Raw genomic sequence first — 5367 nt, 5'->3', positions numbered from 1 at the left:
TCGCGAGGGCTGATACCTGGACCACGACGATGTGGTGGTCTCCGGCGTCGTGAACGGTTTGGATCGTTCCTTCGCACCACATGGCGGCTCCGGCGATGCGCGGGGCCCCGTTTGCCCCTGGCGTCCAGTCGATGTCCTTCCATTTGTCTCCGTTGCGCACCGCGAACTGTCCGGAGACGTGGTCCTGGTTTTCGGCCAGCACGTTGATGCAGATGTTCCCGGCTGCCCGGAGCTGTGGAAATGATGTTGATGTCAGGCTGGGCGAGAACATGATCAGGGGCGGTTCCAGGGACAGGCTGCTGAAGGATTGGCAGGTCATGCCGGCAGGCTGCTGGCCGTCTGTAAGCCCTGTGATGACGACCACGCCTGAGGCGAACTGGCCCAGTGCTGATCGAAAGAGCTGGGGAGTGTTTGGGTCCAGCTCCGTAACCTGTTCGGGTGTCCGCGTGTTGTTCATCATGATTTTTCTTTCTCGGAATGCGCGCCACGGCGGCCCCGACGCCGCCGTGGTGCATGTTTGGGGATAGGGATTGGATGGGGGTTCTTCAACTGATCGACGAGGTTGAGGGTCGCCCGCTCGGGGACAAGTCGGTGGCTTGTGTCTGCTGACTCGGTGGCCGGAGGCCATGTGTCCTTGTGCGCCCGCGGTTAGTCCTGCCAGGGCGATGCTGGACGTTCCAGACCGATGTTCGAGCGAAGGGTGCCTTCCTCGTAGTCTTTCCGGAAAGAACCGCGGCTCTGCAGGATGGGCACGACCTCGTCGAGGAACCGGTTGAGTCCGACTGGAACGGTCGGAGGCAGAATGGCAAACCCGTCGGCAGCATCCGAGTGGAACCACTTTTCCATGTGGTCTGCGATCTGTTCGGCGGACCCGGCAACGACGCTGTGTCCGGCGGCCTTGGTCGCCTCCCGGATCAGCTCGCGCATGGTTTTGCGTTCAATCGCGGCCTGCTCGTAGAAGTACGGGTAACGGCTGCTCCCCCCCTGGAGATGGACTTCTTCCGGTGTTGGGAGTCTCTCCAGCGGCACGAGGTCGTGCGCCTCAAGATCAGACAGGTCGGCCTTGTGCAGTAAGACGGTGAGTTCCTTGACTCCTGTTTCGAAATCGATGAGGTCAGACAGATCGTTGTGAATCTGCTGCGCATCGCGTTCGTTGTCTCCGACGATTGGCATCAGGCCAGGAAGAATCCGGAGGTCCTTGGCAGAGCGGCCTTTTTGTTCCAGCAGGTCCTTGACTCCCCCGTAGAATTCCTGGGCCTTGTCCAGTGTCGCCTTCACGGTAAAGACGGCTTCTGCGTAGGTGGCGGCGAAATCCATCCCGGCCGGGGAAGAACCTGCCTGCGCCAAAACCGGCCACGCCTGCGGGGACCGCGGGACTAGCAACGGGCCTTCGACTTTGTAGTGCTTTCCTTCGTGGTTCAAGGGGTGAATCTTTGCCCGGTCGGCCCAGATGCCAGTTGAACGATCGGCGCGAACGGCATCGTCTTCCCAGCAGTCCCAAAGTCCGGTGACCACGTCCATGTACTCCAGGGCCCGCTGGTATCGTTCATCCCTGAAGGGCAGGTCGATGTTGAAGTTCTCCTGGCCGGTGCTGGAGGTGACGATGTTCCATCCAACGCGTCCCTTGGAGAGAAAATCGAGCTGGGAGAAATAGCGGGCCAGGTGGAACGGCTCCATGAAAGTCGTTGACGCCGTCCCGATGATGCCTATCTTTTCCGTTACAGCAGCCAGCGCACCCATCGTCGTAAATGGTTCATATCCAGTGAGGTCAGGGTTCTTTCCCGTATCCCCGAAAGACAGCCAATCTGCAAGGAACACTGCATGGATCTTGGCAGCCTCCGCGCGCTTGGCAATGTCAGCCTGCAGATCCAGCGAGTAAAGGTCTTCCACCCGGCTGCCCGGGTGCTTCCACGCCCCGGGCTGATATCCGGTGGGCGATGCAAAGACAAACAGCACCATCTGGTCGCTTCGTGTTGACAACAAAACTTCATCTCCTGAAAATAGGGCGGCACCCGTGCGGTTAGTTGCTTATTGGCAACAACAGCTCAAAGTACGTTCGCTAGAAATTCCTTGGTGCGCTGGTTTTTAGGGTTCACGAATATTTCGTCCGGAGTTCCGACCTCAACAACCCGGCCTTCGGCCATGAAGACAACCGTGTCGGCAACTTCCCGGGCGAAACCGATCTCGTGTGTGACGACAATCATTGTCATTCCGCCCTCGGCCAGGCTCTTCATGACATCCAATACTTCGCCCACGAGTTCGGGATCCAATGCCGAAGTAGGTTCGTCAAAGAGCATCAACTTAGGGTGCATGGCAAGCGCACGCGCAATAGCGACCCGCTGCTGCTGCCCGCCCGATAGCTGATTGGGGTAGGCAGCCGCCTTGTCGGCAAGCCCGACACGTTCGAGAATCGACCTTGCCTCCTCGTTCGCGGCCGAACGCTTCATCCGGTTGATGCCGATGGGGGCCTCGGTAATATTCTCGAGAACTGTCATGTGCGGAAAAAGATTGAAACGCTGGAACACCATGCCGATACCCCGGCGCTGGGGTGCCACATCCTTTTCCCTCAATTCAAGGAGCTGGCCGTTCCTTGCGGTGTAGCCAACCATCTCACCATCGACGAATATCGCCCCGCCGTCGTGTTTTTCCAGACGGTTCACACACCTCAGCAGAGTGCTCTTGCCGGCACCGCTCGGGCCAAGTATGCACATGACCTCCCCACGCCGGACGCTAAGGGACACGTCGTGAAGGACCTCCACTTGTCCAAAGTTCTTGCGCACCGAGGTAAATTCCACGAAATGTTCGGCCATGGTTCCTTCCAGGCTCGATGTCCCGGTTCGATCCAATGAATGACTGCTCATCGATCCCCTCCAGACTCATGACCACGGCCGAAGCGCCGCTCCAGGTAACCCTGGGGGACACTGAGAATGGCCGAAAGACCGCAGTACCAGATACTCGCCACGATAAGAAGCGGTATGACCTGATAGGTCTGCGAATAGACGTTCTGCAAGTTGGTGAGCAGGTCCGCGCCGGCAATCACCGATACAAGGGAAGTCATCTTCAACATCGTGATGACCTCGTTCCCGAGGGCCGGTATCACCGTGCGCATCGCCTGGGGAAGAACGATTCGAAGCATCGTCCTTCTCGGTGGCATGCCGACGGAATACGCCGCCTCCGTCTGTCCTTTGTCTACCCCGATTATTCCGCCCCGGATGATTTCGCATGCATACGCAACCTCATTTAATCCCAGGGCAAGAATCGCGGCAACGACGGGACTGATGAGCTGATTTGTGGGAACAGAGAAGAAGGTAATACCTGTGAATGGAATGCCCAGCTCAACATTTTTGAACAATGCCCCCATGTATCCCCAGAAGATGATCTGGACCAAGAGGGGCGTTCCGCGGAAAAGCCCGATGTAGAGGCCGGCAATGTTATACAGAACCGGATTGCCGGACAGACGCATGACCGCGACCAAAACACCGCCGACGATACCGATCAGGAGTGAAGCGACGGTCAGATAAAGGGTCACCAAGACACCCTTGAGGGTGAGGCTGGCGAAGAGGTACTCCCCGACCACTCCCCATTCCATATTGGGGTTACCTGCCATCGACCAAATGATGCTCACCAGAACCAGCACCGCAACGGCAGCGCTGGCTTTCATGCCGGCCTTGGAAACCGGCCTGATACGCATCCTTGAGAGTTCGACATGTGTCAATCGAACATCGTCATGTTTCTTATTCGTCAGCGGTTGAGAAATCGCCATGACGGGCCTTCAACGCTGGAAATGTATACTGACAATTGACGAATCCTAAGTCTTAGTGATTGTGGTGTACGCAGCAACCCGGAAGCTCACGGTTAGTTGCGGCTCCCGGAACCGGACGCTATCCAACTGCCTGGTTCTTCAGCGGCGGCACAACTGCGTTGTCACCAATATGCCACTTCTCGAAGATCTTCTTAGTGGTTCCATCTTCACCAAGCTTTTGCATCGCAGCATAGAAAGCCTCAAAAAGCTTTTCATTGTCTTTAGGAATGCCTATTCCCGAGTATGAAAGGGACTCTCCGGGATTATTCGCGTATCCCTTCGGCTCCTGGGGGTCATTGACCCAGTCGAACCGCCCCTCTGCCGCGCCGTCGGCCGCAAGCAGGAGCGCAGTCGTTTTCGACGTCATCAACGCAGATACCGCTCCACTACGCACCGCGAGAAGCGCCGCGGACTGGGTTGGATACTTGGAGAGCTTAACCGGCTCTTTCCCAGCGTCCGCACACAGTTTCTTGCGGTTCTCAACGACAACGTCGTAAGTGCTCCCCTGCTCCACGCCGACAGTGCGCCCGCAAAGGTCCGCGAAGGTCTTGATGCCCTCCGGGTTCCCGGTGGGCACCACCGCCGCCGCACCGGATTGGTTGTAATCGATGAAGTTGAATACTTCCTGGCGGGCATGAGTATCTTCCATGCCGGCAATCGCAGCATTGTACCGACCCGCCTTAATGGCAGGAATGAGACCCGCGAAGTCCACCGATTCAATAATGACCGGAAGCCCGAGCTTGGCCCCGACGGCGTTAGCCAGATCAATGTCGACACCCTCCAGCTTCTGGCTGGAATCGAACATTTCGAACGGAGCGAAAGGCGCTGAAGTCGCAACCCTCAGGCCCGTCTTCTTGACGTCCTCAGGCACGAGAGCCACAAGACTGGCATCCGCCTCGACCGTTCCCACATTGCTAATATCCGTCTTCTGAACAGCCGAAGTCGGAGCTTGCCCCGCACATGCACTGAGGGCCACCGCGACAACGGACAAAACACCGAGTGCCATTACGCCCCTGCTACGTGGAGTCATAGTATTTTCCTATTTCTTGTGATAACTGAAATCTGGATCAGGTATCAATGACAAAAGACGAGCCCTCAACGAGCATCGCCCTGAGAACCCGAGAACGAAGACCGGAAGCCACACGCCCGGGGGTCATCCCGGCGCGGAAATCCGACAAATGAATGTTTGCAGAATGTCTGCTAAACAACCGGTGTTGCTTATTAGAAAATATACGGACCCGGCATCACACCAGAAAGGTACTGACAGTACCTGCCTGGAAGAGCACAAGAAGCTTGATTTACCCACCAGTAACAGGTACACAGTGGCCCGGATCGTGCGGAGACAGCCTCACAGGCTCCACACACCCCGCCCCCGGCAGCCCCGCAACCCACTAACTTCACGGAACCAACGTCCTAGCCCACTCATCCAACCGCCGAACAGCACCCACAGACACCGAGCCCGGCTCCGGACTCAAAATAAGCATCGACAAACCAGGATCCGCCGCAAGATCCATAACCTCGAACATCAACACCAGATCCCCGACAACCGAATGATGGAAATACTT

General features: G+C 57.3%; 6 protein-coding genes. All 6 read right to left on the bottom strand.

All coding sequences use genetic code 11. The features are described 5' to 3' along the window. Positions 1-460, bottom strand: a 460-nt coding sequence (locus KNN17_RS21940) for a flavin reductase family protein (RefSeq protein ID WP_241710994.1), incomplete at its 3' end; no start/stop codon positions are given. A gap of 188 nt (positions 461-648) precedes the next feature. Then, complete coding sequence (locus KNN17_RS21935) at positions 649-1980, bottom strand: NtaA/DmoA family FMN-dependent monooxygenase (RefSeq protein ID WP_241710993.1); 1332 nt, start codon at positions 1978-1980, stop codon at positions 649-651. Between the two features lie 65 nt (positions 1981-2045). Further along, the gene (locus KNN17_RS21930; RefSeq protein ID WP_241710992.1) at positions 2046-2810 is read right to left on the bottom strand and encodes an amino acid ABC transporter ATP-binding protein; all 765 of its coding nucleotides are present in this window, start codon (positions 2808-2810) and stop codon (positions 2046-2048) included. Positions 2811-2857: 47 nt separating this feature from the next. Next, positions 2858-3763: an amino acid ABC transporter permease gene (locus KNN17_RS21925; protein WP_241710991.1), complete on the bottom strand. Its 906-nt coding sequence runs from the start codon at positions 3761-3763 to the stop codon at positions 2858-2860. Positions 3764-3881: 118 nt separating this feature from the next. Next, positions 3882-4808 carry an ABC transporter substrate-binding protein gene (locus tag KNN17_RS21920; protein WP_241710990.1) on the bottom strand — a complete coding sequence of 309 codons (927 nt, stop codon included), beginning with the start codon at positions 4806-4808 and terminating at the stop codon, positions 3882-3884. A 391-nt stretch (positions 4809-5199) separates the two neighbouring features. Then, positions 5200-5367 (bottom strand): MmyB family transcriptional regulator (locus KNN17_RS22745; RefSeq protein WP_443628131.1); only part of this gene is annotated, 168 nt, incomplete at its 5' end.

This window comes from Arthrobacter bambusae, from assembly GCF_022606295.1.
GTDB lineage: Bacteria > Actinomycetota > Actinomycetes > Actinomycetales > Micrococcaceae > Arthrobacter > Arthrobacter bambusae_A.
This window is presented reverse-complemented; position numbering and strand designations above follow the sequence as displayed.

What these genes read in the sequence shown, in the direction of transcription:
- KNN17_RS21930 (WP_241710992.1), bottom strand. Translation starts at nt 2,810, where the DNA reads ATGGCCGAACATTTCGTGGAATTTACCTCGGTGCGCAAGAACTTTGGA.
- KNN17_RS21925 (WP_241710991.1), bottom strand. Translation starts at nt 3,763, where the DNA reads ATGGCGATTTCTCAACCGCTGACGAATAAGAAACATGACGATGTTCGA.
- KNN17_RS21920 (WP_241710990.1), bottom strand. Translation starts at nt 4,808, where the DNA reads ATGGCACTCGGTGTTTTGTCCGTTGTCGCGGTGGCCCTCAGTGCATGT.